This window comes from Ruegeria sp. G2 (assembly GCF_056533505.1).
Map to the genome: position 1 here is coordinate 180,962 of NZ_JBQFON010000004.1, position 24,434 is coordinate 205,395.

Below are 24,434 nucleotides of genomic sequence, written 5' to 3' on the forward strand. Positions count from 1 at the left end.
TTCAGCCGGAGTTTACTCTAGCTTCCAAAACAAGGCAGCCATTCGGGCGCGAACCGCTTGACTGCGTTCATTGAGTACATTTGCAAGTTTGCCAATTACATTCACATGCATCGCGGTGTTGACCTCGCCAGCCAACTCAATGAACCGGGTGTCGACGCCATACTCGCGCGCTTTCCAGAGAGCAGATCCCAGGGCATCCAGAGATGTTCTTTTCATTAAGAAATCTCTCGCTTTTTGGGTTTGCGGAGTTTTGCACCAATATCTCGCGGGTCACTCAAACCCAAGGTGGGGTCTCTACCAGTCGCTCTGTCAGAAAAGATAATGGGTATTTGCTTGCAGATAACGTGCGACGCACTCAATTTGAGAATTCATTCACCGGTGCCAAATATTGCATCAGATGTGCCAGTTGGCGATTAGGCAGCAGCAAGTGTGATCAGCCTGCCAATGCTCCCATATTACAGGAACATACGAAAACACGGATCATCAACGCATTGAAACAAGCAATTTGATAACTGTAGTGACCCTAAGGGGACCCGCCTAGTTTCTCAGAGTAGCGGTTGGTTTAAGATTGACCAAATCGCAGGCTCTATTTGCTGTAATAGTCGCGGTACCAGTCTACAAAAGCCTGAATGCCGTCCTTGATTTCTGTCTTTGGGCGATAGCCAGTCAATCGGTGCAGCAAATCGGCATTAGCCCAAGTCGCGGGCACGTCTCCCATCTGCATCTCCATGTAGTTTCGGATCGCGGGCTTGCCGAGGCTTTCTTCGATCGCGTCAACAAAATCCAACAGGCGCACTTTGTCAGAGTTACCAATGTTAACAATCCGGTATGGCGCGACAGGGCTTAAGCTGTCGCCTTCGACGATATCCTCAGGAGATTCAGGCCGAACCGGAGCGACATCGATCAAAAGCGAAATGGCTCGCACCAGATCATCAACATATGTGAAGTCCCGATACATGTCGCCATGATTGTAGATGTCGATGGGTCGATCTTCTAGAATCGCATCTGTAAATTTGAAAAAGGCGAGATCCGGACGCCCCCAGGGGCCGTAGACCGTGAAAAAGCGAAACATGGTTGTCGGCAGATCCCAAAGGTGCGCATAGGAATGCCCCATCGCTTCGTTCGCTTTCTTGGTCGCAGCGTACATCGTAAGTTGATGATCTGCCTTCTCGCATTCGTCAAAAGGCATATCAGGATTAGCCCCATAGATTGACGAGGTGGAGGCCATCAGCAAGTGCTGTACTTTATGTCGCCGCGCCGCTTCCATCACGTTGAATGTTCCGACAACATTGCTTTCGACATAGGCGCGCGGGTTTTCCAAGCTATACCGGACGCCGGCCTGCGCCGCGAGGTGGATGATCACGTTCGGTTCGAATGCGTCAGCCATTCGATCGAAGCTCTCAGTGTCTTCCAGCATCCCTTCGTCACACGAAAAGTTCGGGTTTTCCAACAACAGCGCGTGCCGGCTCTGCTTGAGGCGGACATCGTAGTAATCCGTCATCCCGTCATAGCCGTGAACGCGATTACCATTCTCAAGCAAAAGTTTGGCAAGATGAAATCCGATAAATCCGGCGGTGCCTGTGATCAGAACCTTTTGCATGAGGTTGCTTCCTTGTGTCTGGGCTTGGCGCTTGCGTCCACCGGCACATATGACGCCTACAGTCCTACGGCTCAAGCCGTCATTTCCCTATTGGCCGGTTTTCACTTTTCTATCCAAATCAACCTGCTCATCCGGGCCAGGGGAGCGAATAGGTTTTGACATTCGTAAAGAACTTCATGGCCTCAATGACCCCTTCTTTGACACCATTTCCTGAGTCTTTGATGCCTCCGAACGGGGACATCTCGATGCGATACCCGGGTTGTTCCCAAATGTTGCAGGTGCCAACATTCAGACCATTGATATAGGCAATGGCACGGTTAAGGTCGTTGGTGCAGACGCCCGAACTAAGACCAAACTCCGTAGAATTTGAGATGCGCATCACCACTTCGTCATCTTCAGGCACGCGAATGATCGGGATGATGGGGCCAAAGGTTTCCTCCATGACCAGTTCGCAGTCATAGGGCACTTTGTCGACCACGATTGGCGGTAGCAATGCGCCCTGACGGCCAGGGTGGTATAGTATTTCGGCTCCTGCTTTCTCAGCAAGATGAACGCGTTTATCAAATAGTTCAGCGGCTTTGTCGTGGACAACACAACCCAGCTCAGTCTCGAGGTCTTGCGGATCTCCAAATTTGATCTTCTTCGCCTTCTCCAGAACCGATGCCACAAACCTGTCGGCCACGCTGTCCTGCACCAGAATACGTTTGATTGCGGTGCAACGCTGGCCAGAGTTTCCGGTAGCACCTGCCACCGCAATTCCAGCAGCCTTTTCAAGATCGGCGTCACACAGATCGTTCAGAACTATAAGTGGATCATTGCCGCCCAGCTCAAGCGCCTGACGCTTGAATGCGGCCTTCTCCGCTATCATCTTGCCCACTGGCACACCACCGGTGAATGTGATGATGTCAATGTTTTCATTGGTGATCATCTCATCGCCGATATCCTGCGGCCACCCGGTGATCACCTGAAACATCTCAGGGGGCAGACCGGCTTCGTACAGGATGTCCGCCAGTGTCAGACAAGTCAGCGGAGTCAGCTCGGTTGGTTTACAAACCATGCAATTGTTTGTTGCAATTGACGGAGCAACCTTGTGGCTGACCATGTTCAAAGGGTGGTTAAAGGGGGTGATCGCGCTGATTGCGTTCACCGGTTCGCGCATAGTGAAAATCTTGCGGGCCCTGCCATTGTGCGTCAAATCGCACGAAAATATCTCACCATCATCCCTCAGCGCTTCACCGGCTGCGAATTGAAACACATCCTGCGCGCGTTTTGTCTCATATATTGCGTGCTGATGGCAGATGCCCAGCTCTAGCACGAGCCATTTAACCAGATAGCCACGGCGCAGGCCGATTAACTCAGATGTCCGTTGTAGGATCTGGTTACGCTCATGGCGTGTCAGGCTGGGTTTGTATCGAGCGGCAACCTCAAAAGCGCGACGCGCATGTTCGGCTTGGCCAGCAGGAACATTGCCGACAACTTCATTGGTATAAGGGTAGTGGACCGGAATTGTCTCATTTGCAAAGACGACCTCGCCACCGATCCTCATCCCCTCGGTTCTGATTTCGTTTGCTGACATGTCCCGAACTTTCCTACACTAAGCGAATGAGCGGGAATATGTCATCCAAATCAGATCATGTCTCGCCCGATTGCTCTGAAAACACATCAAACGCTTTCAGTGCCTTGGCGCTGTAGGCATATGACGGTCCGCCCCCCATGTAGGTCGCCATAGCCAGAGCCTCGCACAGTTCGCCGCGGGTCGCACCCAAACGAACCAAAGAACGGGCGTGGAAACCGATGCAGCTATCGCATCGCGTGGCAATCGCAATGCCAAGGGCCATGAACTCCTTGGTTTTCTCACTCAGTGCGCCGTTCGTTTTGGCAGCTTTACCCATAATGCCAAACCCACGCACGGTTTCCGGCACTTCTTTCGAGAACACACCAATATTGGCCTCGGTTTCGGCCATGAAGTCTTTCCAGTCCAACTGTTTTCTCCTTATCCGCGTTCATCCGCGCCCATACGACGCTCTAACCAACGGACGCCAGCACTGATTATCAAAACCAGCACCAGATATTCAAAGATCAGCAAAGTATAGATTTCGAGCGGACGATATTCGGTCACCACCAGCTCGTTCGCGCGGCGTGTCAGTTCCTGCATACCAATGACGCTGGCAAAAGCGCTCATTTTCACGATGTAAATGAACTGATTGGCCAATGGCGGCAGAATGCGTCGGATTGCCTGCGGCAGGATCACATAGCGCATAGTCTGAAAGTAGTTCAGCCCGATTGTCTGCGCAGCTTCGCTTTGGCCTTTGGCAATTGATTGAATCCCGGCGCGGTAAATTTCAGCGGTAAAGGCACTGTCCGAGATTGCCAATGTGATGATCGCCCCCCAGAATGGATCGATGGGTATATTCATTCCCATCGACTGAAAGACGATTGGCAAACCATAAAAGACCCAAAACAACATCGGAAGCAGAGGGATCGAGCGGACAAATTCCACGTAGATCCGGTTCAACAGTCGCCAACCACGTTTTTCAGACAGACCTGGCAACGCCACCAGCAGACCAATCACAATCGACATGATCGCCGCGATCAGCGATATCTGGATCGTCGCACCCATCCCAGACACCAGAAACTTGACATTGGTCCAGCCTGATGCGGTGGTGGGGTCAATCACATACCAGCCCCAAGTCTGAGACGACGAACACCCAGCTAAAAGTACGAACAGGGGGAGGAACAGGAGCGGTTTCTTCATGACATCCAACTCAATGTTGCAGAATCTGGCTTAAGAATTTCTGACACCGCTCAGACCGCGGATTAGTGAAGAAATGCTCGGGTTTTCCTTGTTCGACAATCTCACCCGCATCCATAAACACCATGTTGTCTGCAACTTTGCGTGCAAAACCCATCTCGTGGGTGACAACCACCATGGTCATTCCTTCATGCGCCAGTTCAACCATCACGTCGAGGACTTCGGAAATCATTTCGGGGTCCAGGGCCGAGGTGGGTTCGTCAAACAACAAAACCCTCGGCTCCATGCAAAGCGAACGAGCGATAGCCACACGTTGCTGTTGTCCGCCTGAAAGCTGAATAGGACGTTTGTCGGCCTGGTCCGGGATATGGACCCGCTCAAGGTAATGGCGGGCTTTTTCTTCGGCCTCTTTCTTGCTCAAGCCTCTTGCTTTGATCGGACCCAAAGTCAGATTTTCCAGCACGGTCAAATGCGGGAAAAGATTAAACTGCTGGAACACCATCCCGACTTCTGATCGAATTGTGGCGACGGATTGGGCGTTATCTGACAGCTCTGTCCCGTCTATGCGGATCGTACCTTTTTGGTGTTTTTCAAGCTGGTTGATGCATCTTACAACCGTCGATTTTCCAGAACCGGAAGGCCCACAGATTACAACTTTTTCACCGCTATTTATCGTAAGATTGATATCCTTGAGCACATGAAATGTGCCATACCATTTGTTTACGTCGACTAACTCGATCGCGGCGTCTGGCATTAGCTGGCCTGCCTTTGTTATTCTCAGTCAATTATTTTCTTGAGGTTAGCGTGGTCTTTGCGCTTAGATCAAGAAACAATCCAGCTAAACCAGCCGACTGCCACCAACAGGAGAAATACATGAAACATCTTTTCAAAGTAGCCATTGCCGCTGCGATTGGCCTAGCGATTGGTAGCGCCGCTCAGGCCCAGTCTGCACTGAATGAAATCCTGGATTCTGGTGTGATGAAAGTCGGTACAACTGGAGATTGGAATCCAATGTCGCTGCGCGATCCTGCGACTAACAGCTACAAGGGTTATGATATAGATATCATGAACGCACTGGCTGCAGATCTTGGCGTCGAAGTTGAATATGTTCCGACAGACTGGAAAACCCTGGTCAATGGAGTGGTCGCCGGGAAATATCATATCACCGGCTCGGCTTCGATTTCTCCGCCGCGCTTGAAGGTTGCCGGTTTCTCTGACAGCTACATCTCTGTTGAACTGTTCCCGTACACGACCAAAGACAAGGCCGATAAATTTGACGGGTATGACTCGATCAACAAACCCGATGTAAAAGTCGCAACAACCCTGGGTACTACCTTTGAAAAACGTGTGCGCGAATGGTTCCCCGATGCTGATATCAAGGTGGTCGAAGCTCCGGCGCGCGGTTTTCAGGAAGTGCTTGCCGGTCGGGCGGATGTGTTCATCACGTCAAATATCGAAGGCTCGACGCTAGAGGCCAAATTTCCAGTTGTTCGTGTGAAGAATGCTGGCCCCCGGGCGCCATCCCCGATCGCGATGCTGTTGCCGCAAGATGATCAGGTCTGGATCAATTATGTAAACAGCTGGATCGAAGTGAAAAAAGCTCAAGGCTTCTTCGATGAAAACCAGAAGCGGTGGGGTCTCTGATCACGGCTAACACCGCAGCAATGATCAAGACTTGGACAGGAAGTCATGAAACTTGATCACATGACTTGGTATGAGGTTGACGCTCGTATCAATCAAGGCGCTGCGGTGTTGCTTCCGGTGGGTTCGACCGAACAGCATGGTCCGATGGGTCGCATAGGTACGGACACAATTTGCGCTGATGCAGTCGCGCTTGCGGCTGCCAGTCGATGCGGGGGGATCGTTGCACCCCCGCTGGCCTACACCCCCGCGCCGTTCAATACAGGCTTTCCCGGTACGGTTTCGGTTTCGGCCGAAGTATTTCAGATGCTGGCAAATGAAGTCATTGCGGGATTGCTGGCACAAGGGTTCCGTGGCGTGTTCGTAGTGAATGGGCATGGTGCCAATCTGGAACCCCTTCGCACCATCAAGTCCACTCTTCCTGACAACCAGATGATGATCCGCAGCTGGTGGGAGCCAGACACTGTAAACACGCTACGCAGACAGCTATACGGCGAATGGGAAGGTATGCATGCAACTCCATCCGAAATCGCAATAACGCAATCTCTACTCGGCGTATTGCCAGCAAACCTAGCTGCCGAACCACCAAGGAAACTCACTGCAGAATATGTGCGGGATCACGCAGGCGACCGACATGGTCCACCCGATGAACATCGTGCAGAATTCCCTGATGGGCGAGTCGGCTCACACTCTGCCCTCGCCAACCCGAAGGATGGTGAACGCCTGCTGACCATGGCTGCGATCGCAATTGCGAACGAATTCCATTCATTTGAGCAAGATCGATAGTCAAATGATGCTGAAGTGAAAGGGTAAGTGTTGTCTACTCTGCCTCAAGCCCATCGGTCGATAGGTCATCAAGCTTTGGCATAAGCCGCAGTAATTCGCTTGCGTATTCGGTTTTCGGATTGGCAAACAACTCGCTGGTCTCCTGGACCTCGACGATTTGGCCCTGCTTCATGACCGCAACCCGGTCGCACATCTGGCGGACGACGGGCAGGTCGTGGCTGATAAACAACATTGTCAGGCCCAGATGCTCTTGCAAATCCTTCAAGATGTTCAGAATCTGAGCCTGAATCGATACGTCCAGTGCACTTGTTGGCTCATCGCAGATCAGGAATCGGGGTTGTGTCGCCAAAGCGCGGGCGATCGATATACGCTGCCGCTGACCTCCCGAAAACTCGTGCGGGTATTTTTGACCGGCTCCGGAACCCAGACCCACCTGATCCAACAGTTCATCCACCCGGCGCTTGATGTGTGCGCCATCCATCAGTCGATGATGGCGAATTGGCTCGGCAACAATTTCATCCACGCGCATCCGTGGATTGAGGGAAGAGTAGGGGTCCTGAAAGATCATCTGGATATTCTTTCGGTACTCGTCTTGCACCGCACGATTGCTTAGATCACTTACCCGCTGGCCCTGAAAATCAATCGTGCCTCCGTCAACCGGGTAGAGCCCGGCGATCATCCGCGCGACGGTCGATTTACCCGAGCCTGATTCACCCACGACCCCGAAGACCTCGCCCGCGTGAATATCGAAGCTGACACTATCAACGGCTGTAAAATATGTCCTATCCCAAGGCAACAGGCCACGTTTCTGCAGGAACTTTTTGGTCAGGTTGCGGATTTCAAAGATTGGCTTGGTGGTGTCGTTGTCCACCCTAGGCCAATGGCGTGCCATATCCTCGATTGCGAAACGTGTTTCGCGCCCGCCATAGCTGATCTGAGGGAAGCGATGCAGTTTCAGCGTCGGGCGCGGCACAGCAGCGATCAAGGACTTGGTGTATTCGTGCTGTGGCTGGCCCATCACCTGAGCCGTGGTACCGCTTTCGACCACTTTTCCCGCATACATCACGGTCACCCGATCCGTGGTGTCTGCGATCACACCCATATCATGGGTGATCAGGATGACACCTACTTGACGCTCCTGGGCCAGTTCCTTGATCAGGTCCAGAATTTGCGCCTGAACCGAAACATCCAATGCCGTTGTGGGTTCATCAGCGATAATTACATCCGGTTCGGTGCACAAGGCCAGCGCGATGACTACACGCTGGCGCATCCCGCCTGAAAACTGATGCGGGTATTGATCAAGCCGCGTGTCCGGGTCCGGAATGCCCACGCGGTCAATTAGGTCTCGGGCGCGTTTGTTTGCCTCGGCTTCAGTACCGCCCAGATGGGTCTGGATCGTTTCAACCAGTTGCTCGCGCACCGTGAACAGCGGGTTCAGCGAGGTCAAAGGGTCCTGAAAGATCATCGAGATCTTCTTGCCGCGCAGCCCTCGCATCGCCTCGGCATCAATCCCACTGATCTGCTCGCCGCCCAGCTTGATCTGGCCACTGGCGATACGTCCGGGACGTTCAAGCAGGCCCATGACAGCGGCGCCGATTGTGGATTTACCGGCACCGGATTCCCCTACAAGCCCGTGAATTTCACCGGGCTCAACGGACAGGCTGGCGTGATCCACCGCTGTGAAAAGCTGGCGGCGGGTCGGAAACTCAACGGTGAGGTCTTGGATGGTCAAAAGGCTCATGAAATCACCGCAGTTTTGGGTTCAGCGCGTCGCGCAGCCAGTCGCCCAGCAGGTTGACCGACAAGGCAAGGGCCAGCAGCGTACAGGCCGGGAAGAACAAGATCCACCACTCGCCCGAGAACAAGAAGCCTTGGCCGATACGGATTAGTGTGCCCAAAGATGGCTGGGTCGGGGGTGCGCCAACGCCTAAGAAGCTCAGCGTCGCCTCGGCGATAATGGCCAGCGCCAGCGAAATTGTAGCGATGACCAGAACGGGGCTCAGGACATTAGGCAGGATATGGCGGAACATGATTGGGAACGACCCCCGGCCGATCAGGCGCGCGGCTTGTACATATTCCTTGTTCTTCTCAACCAACGCCGCACCACGCACGACCCGCGCGAACTGCACCCAGTCCGACAGCGCTATCGCAATGATCAGAACATAGATTGCCATCTCATCACGGTATTCCGGCGGGGTTATCCCTTTGGCGATACCGAAGATCAGCATTGCCACAAGAATGGCAGGGAAGGTCAATTGCACATCAGCGATCCGCATGATCAGTGTTTCGATCCAACCGCCGAAATAAGCCGCGACCAGCCCTAGGATCACTCCGATAACAAGTGCAAGAAGCACCGCCGATGCCCCGACGAACAGCGAAATACGCAAACCATAAAGGATGGTGGAAAACACATCACGCCCTTGATCGTCGGTTCCCAACAGAAAAGTTTCTTGCGTGAAGGCATTCGGTGTGCCCGGCGGCGTGAAGCCGTTCATCAGGTTCAGCGTTGCGGGGTCGAACGGGTTATAAGGCGCGATCAGCGGCGCGAAGATCGCTGCCAGCACTAGAATGACGACAACCAGCGAGGCGATCACAGCAACCGGGGAATGCCGGAATGACCATGCGAAGTCGCTGTCCCAAAACTTGGCCATGCGCGTCTTTGGTGTGGCTTTCGGAGTTTCCATGGTATCGCTCATGTTGCCCTCGCGTCGACACGCAGACGAGGGTCAATGGCATAATAAAGGAGATCGACAATCAGGTTGATCGTCACGAACATCACTGAAATCAGCATCAGATAGGCCGCCATCACGGGAATATCGACAAACTGGATTGCGTTGATGAAAAGCAGGCCCACACCGGGCCACTGAAACACTGTCTCAGTGATGATGGCGAATGCGATGATCGAACCCAGCTGCAAACCCGTTATGGTGATCACCGGCACCAGCGTATTCTTCAGCGCGTGGCGGAAGTTGATGACGCGATCTGAAAGCCCACGGGCACGTGCGAACCGGACATAGTCGGCGCGCAGCACCTCAAGCATTTCGGATCGGACCAGCCGCATGATCAGCGTCATCTGATAAAGGCCCAAGGTAATTGCAGGCAAAATCAGCGCCTTGAGGCCCGAGGCCGTCAGAAACCCGGTTGACCAATGCCCAATCATAACGGTCTCGCCCCTCCCGAAGCTGGGCAGTAGGTCAAGCTCGACCGAGAAAATATAGATCAGCAGGATACCTATGAGGAATGTAGGTAACGATACCCCGATCAGGGAAACCGTCATGATCACATTCGCAGCAATCCCTTGTCGTCGGATCGCAGTGAAGACACCTAGCGCGATGCCCATCGTGATTGCCAGAAACCCAGACACAAAGGCCAGTTCCAGCGTAGCCGGAGCCCGCTCAAGCAGGATAGTCGAGACCGGTCGGCCCTGCCGGTAGGATACTCCGAAATTACCCTGAACAGCACCTTGCAGGAACTTTGCGTATTGCACCACAAAAGGCTGATCCAGCCCAAGTTCGGTTCGTAGACGGTCGATGTCAGCCTGCGTACGCTCCTGTCCCAGCATGTTGTCGATCGGGTCGCCAACAAAGCGGAACATCGAGAATGCTACCAGCCCCACGACCAGAAGTACGATGATGGACTGGAACATCCTTCGGACGATAAATGCGAACATTGATTTTCCCCATTGGTGGGTCTGTCTATGCTTTTACCGACCGGGTGGTCAAGCTATCTCGGCCATGCGGAGTGGTCCAATCGATCTCTGGACCCAACGGCACGATGCCAAGTGGATTGCGCAGCTCGGAATGTGAGAAATAACCCAGTTTGTAAATGTCGAACTTCACCGTCTCAGCGACACCCGGCAGCGCATAGAGCTCTCGCGCATAGCCCCAGAGATTTGGATAGTCGATCAGGCGGCGCAGATTGCATTTGAAGGCGTAATGGTACGCGACATCAAAACGAGCCAGTGTCGGGAACAGGCGCAGATCGGCCTCGGTCAGGGCATCGCCGCATAGATAGCGATTGGCGGCCAAATGTGCTTCGATCTCATCCATCGTGGCGAAGACATCTCGGAATCCCGCCTCATAAGCCTCCTGCGTGCGTGCAAAACCTGCGCGGTAGACCCCGTTGTTGAGGCGTGCATAGATTTTGTCATTCCACGCTTCGATTTGATCAAGCTTTTCTGGTGGTGCCAGATTTGGGCCATGGCCCGGCAGGGTGCCCAGCATCCGCACCAGATCAGCAGATTCGTTTGAGACGGCCTTGTCGTGAAGCCGATCCCAAAGCAGCGGCACCGTGATCCGCCCGGTATAGGCGGGGGTCACGCAGGCATAGGCGTGATGCAACGCGGTCGCGCCATAAACCGCGTCGGCGCCATCCGCATAAACCCAACCATCTGCTGTGCGACGCGGTTCAGCATAGGCAACCGTGACGAGATCCCGCAGACCTTTGAGGGCAAGGACCAACAAAACGCGATGCGCCCAAGGGCAATTCCACGCCGCGTAAAGGTGAAACCGCTGTGGTTCCAGTTCCGTATCGGGTAAAGCGTTACGGATGGTCGAGGCTTGACGGCGAAACGCGCCGTCAAGCGTGCTATCGGGCGCCGGGTCTTCTGCATGATAGACACCGGCAATCATCAAACCCATTGTTCAGTTCACCGTCACCCAGCGCAGCAGGAAAAAGTTGTCCGGGCGCTGTGTCAGCTCGACATTGCTGCGCGTGCCCCAGACCAACGGTTGAACATACATCGGTACGTAGACCTGTTCGTCCTGATAAATCTGCGTCACCTCATCCAGCATGGCTTGCCGCTTGGTCTGATCCAGCTCGGATTGGATCATCGGTAACAGCTCATCGACCCGCGCATTCGAGAATCCACCGAAGTTCCAGCTGCCCAGCTTTTTCTCTTCGTTTGGAGTGGCGACGAGGAAGCGGACCGGATGTTCAGCGTCAAACGTACCTGGGCTCCAGCCCAGAAGATACATGTCATAATTGTCCTCACGCAGCTCCGGCCAGTAGTTCCGCACAGGCATTGCATCCAACTCGGCCGTTATGCCGATTTGCGCAAGCATGCCAACAACTGCTTGACAGACGGCCTCATCATTCAGATAGCGGTCGTTCGGACATTTCAGGCCAAATGAGAATCCATCTGCATAGCCTGCTTCCGCAAGCAGGGCCTTGGCAGCTTCTACATCAAACGCAGGACGTTCCGCATTGGCGTCGGAAAAACCGCTCATCGCCGGGCTGACGAGTTGTGAGGCGGGTTCGGCATTGCCTCGCATGATCGTGGCCAGAATGGCATCCACATTGACGGCTTGTGCAACTGCCTGACGCACGCGTGCATCACGGAACGGGTTTGGCTTGCCTGCGTCGTCGGTGTATTTCAGGGCTTCGGCTTCGTGGTCGAAGCCCAGCATGATCACACGGGCTTCGATGCCCTGAATGACATCAACCTCTGCGTTTTGCTGCAGCCGAGCGACGTCCTGAATTGGTACAGGGTTGATCATGTCCACGTCGCCCGAAAGCAAAGCTGCAAGGGCAGTCGCCGGGTTCTGGATCGGATTAAATTCAGCACGGGTGATGTTGTGTTCGACATCTCCCCACCAACCCTCAAATGGTTCCAGCACAGTTTTGAGGCCTGGCTCACGCTCGGTGACTTTGAATGCCCCGGTGCCATTGGCGTTGATGGTTGCGTAGTTGCCGGTCTCTTTATCAGGCACCACCGCGTCGTTGGCTTCGGTCCAGCCCTGATCCATGATCATCCAGTTGGCAATCGAAGACGGAAACAGAGGGTTCGGTGCAGTCGTCATGATATCGACGGTGTAGTCATCGACCACAACGACATCACTGACGGGGGCGAACCAACTGCGGGTATCTGCCGCTTCGCCTGATGCGCGTTGATAGCTGAACAGGACATCCTGTGCGTCAAAGCTGCTGCCATCGTGGAATGTTACGCCTTCACGCAGCTTAAACCGCCAACCTTCACCATCTCCAATCGGCTCCCAGCTGACGGCCAGCGCGGGCTCGACGCTCATGTCCTTGCCGCGGCGGACCAGACCTTCGTAGACGTTGTTCAGGAACCCAAGTACGGGGGCTGAGTTAACCGCATGGGGGTCCATCGTCTGCGGATCGGTGGTCGAGGCCCATTTGAAATCGGCGGCCTGTGCGGTGCTGGCAAGCAACATGGCCAGGCCAATAGCACTTTTTCTGAAGATCATGGCGAAAACTCCCTGTTATCGCTGAAACAATCCAGCTTTTTAGACACCACGTAAAGACACTCTCGGTTTGAGATCACGGTCCCGTTACCTGCGGCACAAACAAGATCAGGGCGCGAAAACGCGCCCTGATCAACATCCAATTGGATGGTTTAGTTCATCTCGAAGTATTTGATCTTCGGTGAATCTTCCGGTTCAACGATGGTGCCGACACCCGATTTCATACCCCAGTTCAATACCTGGTGGTGGATCGGGATATACAGCTGCTCGTCCTGAACAACTTGCCAGATGTCTCCGATCTGCTGATCGCGCGCGGGTAGATCGGTTTCCGAGGCCAGGGCTACGATCTTTGCATCTAAATCAGGGTTGGAGTACCGCGTGCCATTCCAAGAGCCATACTTCTCACCCTTCGAGTGCACCAAGAAGTTGAAGATGTATTCCGAGTCATATGTCGGAACACCCCAACCCAGCATGTAGAAGTCGGTCTCCAGATTGTTGATCAACGGGAAGTGCTGCGCCTTGGGTTTTGCGTCTAGGTTCACGGTGACCCCGATCTGGGCCAGCATGCCAACCGCCGCCTGACAGATTGCCTCATCATTGATGTAGCGATCATTCGGGCAGTTCAGGGTCAGCGAGAATCCATCAGGATAGCCCGCTTCGGCCATCAGCGCCTTGGCCCCTTCGATATCGGTTGACGAAGATGCGTCCATATCTGCGTCCCAACCATTAACAAACGGGGGTGAGATCATGCCTGCAGGAGCAGACTGGCCACGCATCACGACCTGTTTGATCGCATCACGATTGATCGCTTTCGACATCGCTTGACGAACACGGACATCAGCCAGCGGATTTTTACCATCCACATTGTCCGAAGTCAGATCGGCGTCACCCATGTTCATACCAAAGAAGATCACCCGGTTCTGTGGTGCTGTCCGTACATCCAGACCATCGGTTCCGGCGACACGCTCAAGATCCTGCACCGGTACGTCCTGAATGAAATCCACTTCACCCGACAACAAGGCGGCGACGCGTGTCGCGGCGTTCTGGATTGGGGTGTAGACGATCTCAGTCACTTGAAGCGGAAATTCATCCTTACCCCAGTAATTCTCGTTGGCAGTCAGAACGGTTTTCACGTCCGGTTCGCGGCTGACCAGCTTGTAAGGTCCGGTGCCATTGGCGTTCTTAGCTGCAAAGGTATCCTCACCGCCTTCATAGTCCTGCACCTTGACGGCATTGTTTGCCTCAGCCCAATCCTTGTCCATCATGAACATGTTGGTCAGGTTGTTGGGCATGATCGGGTTTGGGCCATCAGTTTCGATTTCAACCGTGAACTTGTCGGGTGCACGCACCTCTTTCACCGAAGCAAGCAGTTCCTTGTAATCGGAATCCGGCGTCATGGCGCGGTTTAGCGAGAATACAACGTCATCGCTGTCAAACTCGGCCCCATCGTGAAACGTGACGCCTTCGCGCAGTTTAAATACCCAGACGTTCGGGTTGTCTTCGGACGGCGCCCATTCAGTTGCCAGAGAGGGTACTAGTGCACCGGAATGATCACGCATCACCAGAGTTTCCATGATCTGGTGCGCCATGGCCGAAGTTGGACCCTCGTTCTGCGCGTGCGGGTCCAGCGTCAGTGCATCACCGGCGCGCGCCCAACGCAGCGTTTCCGCCGAAGCACCCGCCGCGATCATCGCTGTTGCGCTGGCGGCAAGCATCAGAGTTTTGAATGACATAAGTCGTCTCCCCATTTTTTGTTGTGACCGCATTTTCATGCGGTTGGCCGAATTTGTCGGCCATCATGGATCAGCATCATCCAGATCATCGCCCGAGTTGCAACACCCGAATGTTAGCCCCCCGTTTTGTCCTCCGCTCTGCCGGGGATCAGGTGACTGGTATGCCGTGAGGAACACGCCGCCAAGTTGCCTTGTGCAGGGGCCGCAACCTAACGTTTGTTGAAGGCGTCTCTGAGGGCGTCACCAAAAGCACCGTTCTGGGTGCTCTGGCCCCCATGTCCGCGCCGCTGTTCCCCCGGTTTAACTGGTCGCGCGGGTTTGCCCTTGCTACGAAGCGCATTGTCCTCACGGGCAGAAGCTCCACCATCCTTGCGCATGGACAACCCAATGCGTTTACGAGGTACGTCGACCTCAACCACCCTGACTTTGACAACCTGCCCTGTCTTAACCACTTCATGCGGATCTTTTACGAACCGATCGGCCAGTTGGCTGACATGAACCAACCCGTCCTGATGCACACCGATGTCAACAAATGCGCCGAAGGCGGCCACATTGGTAACGGTACCTTCTAAAACCATGCCAGGTTTCAGGTCTGTGATCTCTTCAACACCATCGGTAAAGGATGCGGTTTTGAAACTTGGCCGGGGGTCTCGGCCTGGCTTTTCAAGTTCGGTGAATATGTCTCGCACCGTGGGTAAACCGAAATTGTCGTTCACAAACTGTTCGGCGCGCAGGCCTTTCAAGGCACCGTCGTGCCCCATGATCTGGCGAATATCGCGCCCGCAGGCCGCTACCACCCGACGGGCGACATCATAGGCTTCGGGGTGAACCGAAGACGCATCCAAAGGTTCTGATCCATCCCGGATACGCAAGAATCCTGCACATTGCTCGAAGGCGCGCGGGCCAAGGCGGGCCACCTTCAACAAATCCTGACGAGACGCGAAGGCACCGTGGATATCCCGATGGCTTACGATCGCATCAGCCAAACCCGGGCCAAGACCTGAGACATGTGAGAGAAGCGGTGCCGATGCAGTGTTTAGGTCCACACCCACTGCGTTCACCACATCTTCGATCACTGATTCCAGCGATTGCGACAAACGGTGCTGATCGACATCATGCTGGTACTGACCAACCCCGATGCTTTTTGGCTCAATTTTGACCAGTTCGGCCAGCGGGTCTTGCAGGCGGCGTGCGATCGAAACCGCCCCACGCAGCGAAACGTCAAGATCAGGAAATTCACGCGCAGCAAGTTCGGAGGCGGAGTAGACTGAAGCTCCGGCTTCGGACACAACGACCTTGGTGGGCGCTTTAACCGTGTTGGGCAACAGCGACAACGTGTCTGCCACCAAACGTTCGGTCTCGCGGCTGGCTGTGCCGTTGCCAATGGCAATAAGCTCGATCTTATGGGCGGCGATGAGTTTCAGGATCGCAGCTTGCGCACCTCGCAGGTCGTTCTTGGGCTGAAAAGGATAGAGTGTATCCGTTGCAACCACCTTGCCGGTTGCATCCACTACGGCTGCCTTGATCCCAGTGCGTATGCCGGGATCCAACCCCAGCGTCGGGCGTGCGCCTGCCGGAGCTGCAAACAACAGGTCTTTGAGGTTGCGCGAAAACACCTGGATTGCCTCGTCCTGCGCGCGGCTGCGCAGGTCAGCCATCAACTCGACCATCATCGACAGCGACAGCTTGACCCGCCATGTCCAGCCCGCGACCTTGCGCAGCCATTTATCTCCCGGCGTATCACCGCGAGTGTTCAGATGAGCCGCCACCATGGCCTCGGCCCGTGCAGCCCCTGCCTCGGGTTCCGGCGCGATATCGAGTGTTACGATACCTTCCTTTGAGGCACGCAACATTGCGAGCGCCCGATGCGATGGGGTCTTCGACCAAAGCTCCGAGTGATCGAAGTAATCACTGAACTTAGCGCCCTCCTGTTCTTTTCCCTCGACAACTTTCGCACTCAGCAGCGCTTCGCGTTGCATGAAGTTGCGCAGTTCTCCCAACAGTACAGCGTTCTCGGTCAGTCGTTCCGTGATGATGTCACGTGCGCCATTCAGGGCGTCTCTGGCCGTGGGAATGGCCTCATTCAGATACTTCTCGGCCAAGCCCTCTGGCTCCGCTAAACGGTCAGTCAGAATGGCATCGGCCAGCGGTTCCAAGCCATTCTCACGGGCAATCATCGCCTTGGTCCGACGCTTAGGCTTGAAGGGCAGATAAATGTCTTCCAGTTGCGCCTTGGTCTCGGCCTGGACAATCGATTTCGCCAGATTATCCGTTAGTTTTCCCTGATCTTTGATCGAGGCCAGAATCGCCTCGCGTCGGGCCTCAAGCTCGCGCAGATAGGTTAGGCGGTCGGACAGTGTGCGCAGTTGTGTATCGTCCAAGCCACCCGTCACTTCCTTCCGATAGCGGGAGACAAAGGGCACGGTCGCACCTTCGTCCAACAACCGAACGGCGGCCCCAACTTGTTCCGGACGTGCGTTGATTTCGGTGGCGATAGTGCGGGCGATACGGTCCAAAGGGGCCTCCTGACTTACGGTTGGAAAACCGTCTTAGCCAGCTAAAGGTGCAAGGGAAAGAGGCCTTGATCTGGGAAAAACCGTCTCTGCACAAAATCTGCACGACCGCTGCGCGGTGATCTGCACCCAAGCGGGCCAAATAGGGCCAGCATAAACAAGGAGCAGTAATATGGGACAGTTCATCGTGCGCGGTGTTCCTGCGTCGGTTTTACAGGATAGTTGGTGGCTTGACGCCGCTGACAAGAATCCGAGCAAAGAAGATGGCACAACGGGACCAAGTAATTGCGATGCCACCGTCGGATTGGTCATTCTAGTTGCACTAGCAGATGTATTGTTTTTCGAACATGCGCCCGGCATTTCTTTAGCGGCCTATGCGCTCGCGGTTGCCGGAGTTGTTTGGGTATTGCTGGGCCGCCGTGCTGGTATGACGGGACCGGCGGTGCTTTTGGTCCTCAGCATATTGCCGGTCGCGGAATATGTTCAGGCCTTGTCCTTGGCCTTCTTGCTGGGCGGATCGACCGGGGCGTTATGTTGGGCCGTGTCAGGGCAATGTCAGGGGACCTCGGTGCGCCGGTTTCTGTCCCAATATCCCTTGCTATCGATCAGACAAGGGATTGAGGTGGCTCAACACAGTCATTCTGTATCTAAGGACCAAAGGATAGCGCATCGCATTTTGCGTGAGTGGAGCTTCCCTGTTGGTGGGGCATTGGTTCTGGCCTCTCTGATAATATCAGCCAACCCAGTTTTATCGGATTGGAGCGATCTGATATGGCATTTTGATCTGCGCTTCGATCGGCTGTTGTTTTGGTTCGGAGCCGCAATACTCATCTGGCCGGTCCTCGCGGTTGTCCGACAACCAGAATTGCTAACCCCGCGGTTAGGACCCAAGCAGAGGCGTGGCTTTCCGGCGTTCGGCGTGAACGCACAGTCTGTTGCCAACGCACTGATCACATTCAACATACTTCTGGCGATCCAAACCAGTATGGATGTCGTGTTTCTGTGGGGTAGCGCGGAACTTCCCAAAGGGATGAGCAATGCGGAATATGCGCATCGCGGCGCCTATCCGTTGTTGGCAACGGCTTTGCTCGCAGGCGCGTTTGCGCTGGTTGCACGGCCTTTTTTGAACGAGCGGTCAGGGCTGACAAGATGGATGATGTTATGGCTTGCGCAGAACGTGCTGCTGGTGATCTCTTCCATGATGCGCTTGTCGCTATATGTGGAATCCTACGGGTTGACCTACCTACGGGTTCACGCTGCGATGTGGATGGTGCTTGTTGTGGTGGGATTGAGCCTGACCGGATGGCAAATTCTGAAAGGCAAATCGAACCGGTGGCTATTGGTCCGATCAACAGCTTTGGGGATTATCGTGCTCTATGCGTGCTGTTTTGTAAATTTCGCCGCATTGATTGCCCGCTGGAATATTGAGCATCCGGTTCGGTTTGATTTCTACTACGCATGCCAGCTCAATCAGATGGCTGCGGCCGAATTGATGAAAGACAGCCGACTGCGGGATTGCGCAATCCCTCCGGTCATCGACAATTGGAGGAATTGGGGCTTTCGCGCAGATCGAGTGATCCGTAATCTGAACGCCGAACCATTGCCGGAGAAGGTTGATGAAAATCCTCGTCGTGGATGATGATCCGCGCCTGCGCGAGTTGGTTTCGATCACGCTCGAGCGGGCAGGCTATCAGACGGTCACAGCGCGCGACGGTCAGATGGCGCTGACCCATGCAATACGGGAAGCGCCTGATCTGGTTGTGCTGGACGTCGGCTTGCCCGAGCTTGACGGACTTGAGGTCTGTCGTCGCCTGCGGGCGCGTTCTGACGTACCGATCCTGTTCCTGACCGCACGCGAGGATGAGATAGACCGAATTTTGGGGCTTGAACTGGGGGCCGACGATTACGTCACCAAACCTTTCAGCCCGCGCGAACTGGTTGCGCGGATCAAAGCCATCCTCAAACGCAGTACCGCAGAAGGCTCGACCAAGAATCTTCGGCATGGCCCTGTAGAGTTGGATGTTTCCGGCCATTCGGTTTGGGTTGATGGGTCTATACTCGCGTTGACCGCAACCGAGTTGTCAATCCTGCGCCGATTGATGCAAACACCCGAGGCTATAGTCTCGCGCCCTCAATTGATCGATGCGATCTATGGCGCAGGTAGCGCCGTAGCCGACCGCACACTGGACAGTCATCTAAGGAATCTTCGCCGCAAGCTTGGGGATCAAGGCTGGATCGGGGCCATCGAGACCGTGCACGGAATCGGGTTACGGATGGGCACATGGCCGGGTTAAGGCGCAAATGGCGTCCTTCATTGGGATTTGTTCTTGGCGGAGGTCTGGCAGGTACGCTCGTTTTGTCTCTGCTGGGTCTGATCGCTTTGCGCTACCTCGGACCTGAAATCGGATTTCGCAATGCTGCAGGTCTTCTGGCGGTCCTGATCGGCTGCGCGACCGGAGTGCTTGGGTATCTTATGGTCCGGCTATTACTCCGACCGATTTCGGCGCTCGCTTCTTATTCAAGCGCGGTGGAACAGGGTCAGCCGGCCGAGCCACCCGATCACTTTGGAACGCAGGAGCTGTCTCGCCTCGCCGGTTCAGTGCTGAGTATGGCAGATACTTTACAACGGCGCGAAGCTTCGATCCGTGTGTTTGCAGATCACGTCACACATGAGCTGAAAACCCCGGTCACAGCAATCCGCGCTGCAGGCGAGTTATTGACGGAGGCCGATGCACTTACAGATCAGGATCGCACATTGTTACACCAGATACTGGGCGCAAGCGATCAAATGCAAATGCAGCTTGCCGCCTTGAATCGTGTTGCCCAGGCAAGGGTGCCTGAACACCATGGAACATCCACGATCGCTGGACTTGCCCACAAAATGCGTACGTCATTTCCCGAACTGGATATCAGCGTTGAAGGGTGCGAGCGGACCCTTCCTCTTGCCTCTTCTGGCCTGTGGATTGTGTTGAACCAACTGTTAGACAATGCCCGCCGACACGGGGCAGGGCGGGTGGCCCTGACGGCGGAAGCCGAACGGTTGATAATTCAGGATGATGGACCTGGCATATCCGATTGGAACCGGGATCATATCTTCAATCCGTTCTTCACCACAGCCCGCGAACGGGGAGGGACCGGTATGGGATTGACTATCGTCGCTAATCTGATGAACGCGCATGGCGGGCATATTGCGCTGATCCCTTCCGATAGAGGTACGCAGTTTGAAATCCGTTTCCCGGATGAGTGAAAAATAGGCATCAGCAAAAGGTATTAAGGCCCGTGTCAATTTGCGCCTCTGTATTCGATTGATCCTAAGCCAATCCTCATTTATTGGAGGCCCTGTCAAATCAGAGTCACCCGTGGGGCCGTCGTGTCCCGTTACGGCTCGGTGCCAAAACTACAGCGGCACATACTCTTGGATCGCACGCCCCTGAAAGGCTTAAAAAAGGTAAGGGAATATGGCAGAAAAATCGAACTTCGACGTATTGTATACCATTGTAGACGAAGCGCCTGAACTGGCGAGCGCCTCGTTCCTGCCCATCATCCGCAAGTTTGCATCAGCCGCTGGTGTCAGCGTCGGTACCAAAGACATTTCGCTTGCCGGGCGTATTATTGCGACCTTCCCCGAGAACCTGACAGACGAACAACGCATCACTGATGACCTAGCTGCATTGGGCGAGTTGGTGAAAACTCCAGATGCAAATGTGATCAAACTGCCGAACATCTCGGCCTCGGTACCGCAATTGGTGGCTGCCATCGAAGAGCTGCAGTCGCAGGGCTACAACATTCCAAACTATCCTGAAGAGCCTTCGACAGACGAAGAAAAGGCAATCCGCGCGCGGTATGACGCGATCAAAGGATCAGCTGTGAACCCTGTGCTACGGGAAGGCAACAGCGACCGCCGTGCTGCACGTGCCGTAAAGAATTATGCTCAGAAAAACCCGCATTCGATGGGGGAATGGAGCGCTGACAGCAAGACCAAAGTTTCGTCGATGTCAGGCAACGACTTTTACGCCAACGAGAAATCGGCAACTATCACGGCAGCGCAGGCTGGCGATGCAAAGATTGAATTCGTCGGTAAAGACGGCGGGGTAACAGTTCTGAAAGACGGATGGCCGCTGGCTGAAGGTACCGTGGCGGATGCAACTTTTATGTCGGTCAAGGTTCTGTCCTCCTTCCTTGTAGATGCCATCGAAGACACCAAGAAAGACGGGACCATGTTCTCGCTGCACATGAAGGCTACGATGATGAAGGTCAGCGACCCGATTATCTTCGGCTATGCAGTCAGGGCGTGGCTCGCACCGGTTTTCGAAAAATTCGGAGCAGAGCTGGAGGCGTTAGGCGTAAATCCGAACTCAGGGCTCGGTGATCTGCTTGAACGGGTTCAGGGCAACGCGGAAATCGTCGCTGCAATCGACGCGATCAAAGGAGATCGCCCCTCAATGTACATGGTGGACTCTGATCGCGGCATCACCAACCTGCATGTACCGTCAGATGTGATCATTGACGCGTCGATGCCCGCCGTGATCCGCGCAGGCGGCAAAGGTTGGGATGAAACGGGTGCCAAGGGCGATACCAACTGCGTGATCCCTGACCGTTGCTATGCACCGGTGTATGATGAGGCCATCAACTTTTTTAAAACCTATGGTGCGCTGAACCCAGCCACCGCTGGCGCCGTCGCCAACGTTGGATTGATGGCGCAGAAAGCCGAGGAATACGGATCGCACCCGACGACGTTCGAAGCGCCTGCAGATGGAACCATCCGTATCGTGCTGGCCAATGGCGAAACGCTGCATGAGCATGCAGTTGAAAAGGGTGACATCTGGCGCGCCTGTACCGTCAAGAAAGCTCCGATCGAGAACTGGATCCAACTGGCGATGGACCGTCAGCGCCTGACTGGTTCCGAGGCCATCTTCTGGCTAGATGCCAACCGTGCCCATGACGCCGAGCTGATCAAATATGTCAAACCCGCGCTTGAGGCTGCGGGTGTGGCCGACAAATTCCTAATCATGGCCCCGCGCGAGGCAACCCGCCAGTCGTTGGAGACCATCACGGCAGGCAAGGACAGCATCGCCATCACCGGTAATGTGTTGCGGGACTACCTGACCGATCTGTTTCCGATCCTCGAACTGGGCACATCGGCCAAAATGCTGTCGATTGTTAAATTGATGAATGGCGGTGGTTTGTTTGAGACCGGCGCGGGCGGTTCGGCTCCGAAGCACGTGCAGCAGTTGGTCGAAGAAAACCACCTGCGCTGGGACTCAATGGGGGAGTTCTGTGCACTCGGAGAGTCTCTGAACTTCCTGGCAGACAGTAAGGGCAACGCCAAAGCGGGCGTGCTGGGTGCGGCTGCCGAAGCGGCGACACAGGGCATTCTGGACAACGACAAGTCGCCCAGTCGTAAGGTTGGTCAGCCGGACAACCGCGATAGCCACTATTGGTTCGCCCGCTACTGGGCCGATGCTCTGGCTGCGCAATCCGATGATGCTGATCTTGCCGCCGAGTTTGGACCGCTTGCAAAAGAACTGGCAGACAAGGAAGAACAGATTCTGGCAGAGCTGGCAGCGGCCCAAGGCGCTCCTGCGGATTTGGGTGGTTATTATCACACCGATCCCGCCAAAGCGGCAGCTGTAATGCGGCCAAGTGCGACGTTGAACGCGCTAATTGATTAAGCGCGGTTCAGGCACCGCCGCCCAAAAAATCTACCGGCCCCATTGCGGGCCGGTTCTTTGTTTCCAGAATAAGAAAAGGGCCGACCCCCATAGCCAGCCCTTTTCTGAGTGAGTGGTGGGGCTATCGCCTCACCGGTGCAGTTGAGTTAATCCTACGCTTATTACTCGCGCTGAATATTGGGGGATTCCCGTAGGAAGCTGCTTTTTATTAGCAAAAAGTGTTTTTTGTTAGCATTATGTCTGCGCTTTAAGCCCAATACACTGTTTTCGACCCGTGATTCTTCGCCTTGTGGTTCTTGCGCTCTACTACTCTCTTTCGTCAGTAATGACCTGTTAAAAAAAAGGCCGGTCAGAAGACCGGCCCAAAATGGTCGTATCGACCGAGGGATTAGTTGGATGCCGCGTTTAGCTTTTCGTTCTGTTCGCGCAGCGTGTCCGAGATAATCGCATACCATTCGCCGGATTCACGCATCTCAATCAGACCCTTGTTCATCATCGCAATGTATTCGCGTGCGAACGGGTTGGTGCGATGTGCGAGGAAGCTCATCGACGACAGAGTGGATACATACGGGTTTTCAACGATGTCAGCCGAAGTCAAACCCATGTCTTTCATTGTCGATGCGAACAGGTCGACCTCGAACGCGGCCACATCTGCGGTTCCGGTCAATACCGCATCAAGGCAATCTCGGGCCGAATTGGGCTGAACAACCGTTGTATTCTCGCGGTTCAGACCTTGTTCTTCCAGTACAACCATGCTCCAGCCTGCCATACGGCAAATGGTTGATCCCTCAAGGTCTGAGAAATCCGTTGCCTTTGCGTACTCGCTTTCAGGCAAAGTGAAGAAGCCGCCGACGATGTCATATACCGGAACAGAAGCGACAAATTGGGTGCAGCGGGCTTCGGTCTCTGCAGACCACTCATAAGAGCGGTTGGTACAATCCGGTACAGTCCACGCGATCGAAATATCAAACGCACCCAATGGCAACAGTGTGTCCAGATGCGAACTCCAGTCATCTACAAAGCTGACCGAGAAGTCGCGGCTGTTGCCTGCACGCTGGAGGCTTGTTGTAGCTAGGCGGGTCATGATGCCGCCGCCGCTCAGGTCTTCTGTTGTGAACGGTTCCCAACCGTTGCCTGCGACCATCTTGATCGGCGGTGCATAGACGTTCGAGCGTTTGACACTCGCTGCACGCTTTTCTTCAGCAGCAATCAGTTCTTGCGCGCTCTGGCCGTTTGGCAGGCTGCCATCCTCACAGGGCAAAGCCAGAACCAAGCCATTTTCAAGCGAACCTGGATTGGTGATCGCGTTGCGGTTCGCGTTGAATATCGGCTGATAGTTCGAGGTTCCATAGGCGGCGATGGCAATGGTTGCCAGTGTGTCACCATCCTGAACGGTATAGTTAGAGCAGGCCTCTTGTGCGGCGGCTGCGCCTGCGCTCAGGGCGGTGAGGGCTGTTGCCGACAGTACTGCTTTCTTCAGTTTCTTGTTAAACATGTCCACTTCCTCCAGACTTTTGTTTTGTCAGGCCTT

Annotated in this window: 20 protein-coding genes; 6 read left to right on the forward strand and 14 right to left on the reverse strand. The window is 54.7% G+C overall.

From position 1 onward, the window contains the following. Positions 1 to 12: 12 nt before the first annotated feature. From ACR0DU_RS09760 to ACR0DU_RS09785, 6 genes are all read right to left on the reverse strand, one after another. Positions 13 to 216, reverse strand: a complete 204-nt coding sequence (locus ACR0DU_RS09760) for a hypothetical protein (protein WP_480874077.1) — start codon at positions 214 to 216, stop codon at positions 13 to 15. Between the two features lie 370 nt (positions 217 to 586). Then, the gene (locus ACR0DU_RS09765) at positions 587 to 1,600 is read right to left on the reverse strand and encodes an NAD-dependent epimerase/dehydratase family protein (protein WP_480874078.1); all 1,014 of its coding nucleotides are present in this window, start codon (positions 1,598 to 1,600) and stop codon (positions 587 to 589) included. 127 nt (positions 1,601 to 1,727) lie between these two features. Further along, complete coding sequence (phnY, locus tag ACR0DU_RS09770) at positions 1,728 to 3,176, reverse strand: phosphonoacetaldehyde dehydrogenase (protein WP_480874080.1); 1,449 nt, start codon at positions 3,174 to 3,176, stop codon at positions 1,728 to 1,730. Between the two features lie 55 nt (positions 3,177 to 3,231). Further along, positions 3,232 to 3,582, reverse strand: coding sequence for a carboxymuconolactone decarboxylase family protein (locus ACR0DU_RS09775; RefSeq protein ID WP_010441441.1), 351 nt, complete (start codon positions 3,580 to 3,582; stop codon positions 3,232 to 3,234). Between the two features lie 11 nt (positions 3,583 to 3,593). Further along, positions 3,594 to 4,355 carry an amino acid ABC transporter permease gene (locus tag ACR0DU_RS09780; protein WP_480874083.1) on the reverse strand — a complete coding sequence of 254 codons (762 nt, stop codon included), beginning with the start codon at positions 4,353 to 4,355 and terminating at the stop codon, positions 3,594 to 3,596. 10 nt (positions 4,356 to 4,365) lie between these two features. Further along, positions 4,366 to 5,106, reverse strand: a complete 741-nt coding sequence (locus tag ACR0DU_RS09785; protein WP_480874086.1) for an amino acid ABC transporter ATP-binding protein — start codon at positions 5,104 to 5,106, stop codon at positions 4,366 to 4,368. A gap of 119 nt (positions 5,107 to 5,225) precedes the next feature. Here ACR0DU_RS09785 and ACR0DU_RS09790 point away from each other — a divergent pair, with 119 nt between their 5' ends. Both ACR0DU_RS09790 and ACR0DU_RS09795 read left to right on the forward strand, forming a co-directional pair. After that, entirely contained in the window at positions 5,226 to 5,996 is a 771-nt protein-coding gene (locus ACR0DU_RS09790; RefSeq protein WP_480874344.1) for a transporter substrate-binding domain-containing protein, read from the forward strand. Positions 5,997 to 6,041: 45 nt separating this feature from the next. Next, complete coding sequence (locus ACR0DU_RS09795) at positions 6,042 to 6,779, forward strand: creatininase family protein (RefSeq protein WP_480874089.1); 738 nt, start codon at positions 6,042 to 6,044, stop codon at positions 6,777 to 6,779. A 34-nt stretch (positions 6,780 to 6,813) separates the two neighbouring features. Here ACR0DU_RS09795 and ACR0DU_RS09800 read toward each other — a convergent pair whose 3' ends face one another. The 7 genes from ACR0DU_RS09800 to ACR0DU_RS09830 form a co-directional block, all read right to left on the reverse strand. Continuing rightward, positions 6,814 to 8,520, reverse strand: coding sequence for an ABC transporter ATP-binding protein (locus tag ACR0DU_RS09800; RefSeq protein ID WP_480874092.1), 1,707 nt, complete (start codon positions 8,518 to 8,520; stop codon positions 6,814 to 6,816). 4 nt (positions 8,521 to 8,524) lie between these two features. Continuing rightward, on the reverse strand, positions 8,525 to 9,430 hold the full coding sequence (locus ACR0DU_RS09805; protein ID WP_375543917.1) for an ABC transporter permease: 906 nt from the start codon (positions 9,428 to 9,430) through the stop codon (positions 8,525 to 8,527). Between the two features lie 41 nt (positions 9,431 to 9,471). Then, positions 9,472 to 10,449 carry an ABC transporter permease gene (locus ACR0DU_RS09810; RefSeq protein WP_010441429.1) on the reverse strand — a complete coding sequence of 326 codons (978 nt, stop codon included), beginning with the start codon at positions 10,447 to 10,449 and terminating at the stop codon, positions 9,472 to 9,474. Positions 10,450 to 10,474: 25 nt separating this feature from the next. Beyond that, positions 10,475 to 11,419: a glutathione S-transferase family protein gene (locus tag ACR0DU_RS09815; RefSeq protein WP_480874095.1), complete on the reverse strand. Its 945-nt coding sequence runs from the start codon at positions 11,417 to 11,419 to the stop codon at positions 10,475 to 10,477. A 3-nt stretch (positions 11,420 to 11,422) separates the two neighbouring features. Continuing rightward, positions 11,423 to 12,988: an ABC transporter substrate-binding protein gene (locus ACR0DU_RS09820; RefSeq protein ID WP_480874097.1), complete on the reverse strand. Its 1,566-nt coding sequence runs from the start codon at positions 12,986 to 12,988 to the stop codon at positions 11,423 to 11,425. Between the two features lie 149 nt (positions 12,989 to 13,137). Beyond that, complete coding sequence (locus tag ACR0DU_RS09825; protein ID WP_010441423.1) at positions 13,138 to 14,718, reverse strand: ABC transporter substrate-binding protein; 1,581 nt, start codon at positions 14,716 to 14,718, stop codon at positions 13,138 to 13,140. A 209-nt stretch (positions 14,719 to 14,927) separates the two neighbouring features. Beyond that, positions 14,928 to 17,234, reverse strand: coding sequence for a Tex family protein (locus ACR0DU_RS09830; RefSeq protein ID WP_480874100.1), 2,307 nt, complete (start codon positions 17,232 to 17,234; stop codon positions 14,928 to 14,930). 169 nt (positions 17,235 to 17,403) lie between these two features. On the opposite strand from ACR0DU_RS09830, the gene ACR0DU_RS09835 reads away from it, so the two are divergent. The 4 genes from ACR0DU_RS09835 to ACR0DU_RS09850 all read left to right on the forward strand — a co-directional run bounded on the left by ACR0DU_RS09835 (position 17,404) and on the right by ACR0DU_RS09850 (position 22,903). After that, positions 17,404 to 18,870, forward strand: coding sequence for a DUF4153 domain-containing protein (locus ACR0DU_RS09835; protein WP_480874103.1), 1,467 nt, complete (start codon positions 17,404 to 17,406; stop codon positions 18,868 to 18,870). Continuing rightward, positions 18,848 to 19,525 (forward strand): response regulator transcription factor, encoded by a 678-nt coding sequence (locus tag ACR0DU_RS09840; protein ID WP_480874106.1) that lies wholly within the window; start codon positions 18,848 to 18,850, stop codon positions 19,523 to 19,525. The genes ACR0DU_RS09835 and ACR0DU_RS09840 overlap by 23 nt, the downstream gene beginning before the upstream one ends. After that, positions 19,513 to 20,478: a sensor histidine kinase gene (locus ACR0DU_RS09845; protein ID WP_480874107.1), complete on the forward strand. Its 966-nt coding sequence runs from the start codon at positions 19,513 to 19,515 to the stop codon at positions 20,476 to 20,478. The genes ACR0DU_RS09840 and ACR0DU_RS09845 overlap by 13 nt, the downstream gene beginning before the upstream one ends. Before the next feature lie 211 nt (positions 20,479 to 20,689). After that, a complete protein-coding gene (locus ACR0DU_RS09850; RefSeq protein WP_480874110.1) occupies positions 20,690 to 22,903 on the forward strand; it encodes an NADP-dependent isocitrate dehydrogenase in 2,214 nt (737 codons plus the stop codon). Between the two features lie 388 nt (positions 22,904 to 23,291). On the opposite strand, the gene ACR0DU_RS09855 is transcribed toward ACR0DU_RS09850, so the two are convergent. Then, positions 23,292 to 24,398, reverse strand: coding sequence for a transporter substrate-binding domain-containing protein (locus ACR0DU_RS09855; protein ID WP_010441413.1), 1,107 nt, complete (start codon positions 24,396 to 24,398; stop codon positions 23,292 to 23,294). Between the last annotated feature and the right edge of the window lie 36 nt (positions 24,399 to 24,434).

Excerpts from the sequence above, each read along its gene's own strand:
- ACR0DU_RS09760 (WP_480874077.1), bottom strand. The coding sequence starts at position 216 with ATGAAAAGAACATCTCTGGATGCCCTGGGATCTGCTCTCTGGAAAGCG.
- ACR0DU_RS09765 (WP_480874078.1), bottom strand. The coding sequence starts at position 1,600 with ATGCAAAAGGTTCTGATCACAGGCACCGCCGGATTTATCGGATTTCAT.
- phnY (WP_480874080.1), bottom strand. The coding sequence starts at position 3,176 with ATGTCAGCAAACGAAATCAGAACCGAGGGGATGAGGATCGGTGGCGAG.
- ACR0DU_RS09780 (WP_480874083.1), bottom strand. The coding sequence starts at position 4,355 with ATGAAGAAACCGCTCCTGTTCCTCCCCCTGTTCGTACTTTTAGCTGGG.
- ACR0DU_RS09785 (WP_480874086.1), bottom strand. The coding sequence starts at position 5,106 with ATGCCAGACGCCGCGATCGAGTTAGTCGACGTAAACAAATGGTATGGC.
- ACR0DU_RS09790 (WP_480874344.1), top strand. The coding sequence starts at position 5,226 with ATGAAACATCTTTTCAAAGTAGCCATTGCCGCTGCGATTGGCCTAGCG.
- ACR0DU_RS09795 (WP_480874089.1), top strand. The coding sequence starts at position 6,042 with ATGAAACTTGATCACATGACTTGGTATGAGGTTGACGCTCGTATCAAT.
- ACR0DU_RS09800 (WP_480874092.1), bottom strand. The coding sequence starts at position 8,520 with ATGAGCCTTTTGACCATCCAAGACCTCACCGTTGAGTTTCCGACCCGC.
- ACR0DU_RS09805 (WP_375543917.1), bottom strand. The coding sequence starts at position 9,430 with ATGGCCAAGTTTTGGGACAGCGACTTCGCATGGTCATTCCGGCATTCC.
- ACR0DU_RS09810 (WP_010441429.1), bottom strand. The coding sequence starts at position 10,449 with ATGTTCGCATTTATCGTCCGAAGGATGTTCCAGTCCATCATCGTACTT.
- ACR0DU_RS09815 (WP_480874095.1), bottom strand. The coding sequence starts at position 11,419 with ATGGGTTTGATGATTGCCGGTGTCTATCATGCAGAAGACCCGGCGCCC.
- ACR0DU_RS09820 (WP_480874097.1), bottom strand. The coding sequence starts at position 12,988 with ATGATCTTCAGAAAAAGTGCTATTGGCCTGGCCATGTTGCTTGCCAGC.
- ACR0DU_RS09825 (WP_010441423.1), bottom strand. The coding sequence starts at position 14,718 with ATGTCATTCAAAACTCTGATGCTTGCCGCCAGCGCAACAGCGATGATC.
- ACR0DU_RS09835 (WP_480874103.1), top strand. The coding sequence starts at position 17,404 with ATGGGACAGTTCATCGTGCGCGGTGTTCCTGCGTCGGTTTTACAGGAT.
- ACR0DU_RS09840 (WP_480874106.1), top strand. The coding sequence starts at position 18,848 with ATGAAAATCCTCGTCGTGGATGATGATCCGCGCCTGCGCGAGTTGGTT.
- ACR0DU_RS09845 (WP_480874107.1), top strand. The coding sequence starts at position 19,513 with ATGGCCGGGTTAAGGCGCAAATGGCGTCCTTCATTGGGATTTGTTCTT.
- ACR0DU_RS09850 (WP_480874110.1), top strand. The coding sequence starts at position 20,690 with ATGGCAGAAAAATCGAACTTCGACGTATTGTATACCATTGTAGACGAA.
- ACR0DU_RS09855 (WP_010441413.1), bottom strand. The coding sequence starts at position 24,398 with ATGTTTAACAAGAAACTGAAGAAAGCAGTACTGTCGGCAACAGCCCTC.